1 protein-coding gene and 1 other annotated feature are annotated in these 1,006 nt (G+C 65.9%); the gene reads left to right on the forward strand.

The features are described 5' to 3' along the window. The coding region (locus QSJ40_RS12545; RefSeq protein WP_285731338.1) for an IS3 family transposase at positions 1 to 988 on the forward strand (988 nt) is incomplete at its 5' end. Beyond that, positions 20 to 148: a sequence feature (AL1L pseudoknot), on the forward strand. (Overlaps the previous gene by 129 nt.) Positions 989 to 1,006: the final 18 nt, after the last annotated feature.

Raw genomic sequence — 1,006 nt, forward strand, 5'->3', positions numbered from 1 at the left:
CGATCCTGAGGTCAGCCTCGGCTTTTTTCGCGGCGGAGCTCGACCGCCCACAGCGTTGATCGTGGAGTACATCGACCAGCACAAGCATGAGTTCGGCGTCGAGCCGATCTGTCGAACGCTGACCGCAGCGGGCACGCAGATCGCGCCGAGCACGTACTACGCGTTCAAGACCCGCCCACCCTCGAAGCGAGCACTACGCGACGAGGAACTGCTGGTCCAGATCCACCGCGTCCATGCGGCGAACTTCGGCGTCTACGGGGCGAAGAAGGTCCACGCCCAGCTGCTGCGGGAGGGCATCTCGGTGGCGCGTTGCACGGTCGAGCGGCTCATGCGCGTCGCGGGGTTGCGAGGGATCAGCCGAGCCAAGGGCCCGCGCACCACGATCTCCGGTCGCGGCCCCGACAATCGACCTGACCTGGTCGAACGTGACTTCACCGCGACCGCTCCGAACCAGTTGTGGGTCGCGGACATCACCTACTGCCGCACCTTCGCCGGCTGGGTGTATGCCGCGTTCGTCATCGACGTGTTCTCCCGCCGCGTGGTCGGCTGGCAGCTGTCGAAGTCGCTACGAACGGACCTCGCGTTGGACGCGCTCGAGATGGGCATCTGGACCCGCGATCACGCAGGCCAGGCCGTCACCGGGCTCACGCACCACAGCGATAAGGGCGTTCAGTACGTCGCCATCCGCTACACCGAGCGTCTTGCTGAGGCCGGCGCGGCCGCCTCGGTCGGCTCCACCGGCGACTCGTATGACAATGCCCTGGCCGAGGCCTTCAACTCGCTGTTCAAGGCTGAACTGGTCCGCAACCGCGGGCCCTGGAAGAACATCGACGACCTCGAGATCGCGACCGCGGAATACATCGACTGGTTCAATCACCGGCGACTTCACGGCGAGATCGGCATGATCCCGCCCGTCGAGCTCGAGGACACCTACCATCACAACCACCCCGCACCGGCACCCGCCGACGCGGCACTTGCGAGCCTCTAACAAACCCGGGGCGATTCA

This window comes from Kocuria sp. NBRC 114282, from assembly GCF_030268385.1.
Classification (GTDB): Bacteria; Actinomycetota; Actinomycetes; order Actinomycetales; family Micrococcaceae; genus Kocuria; species Kocuria palustris.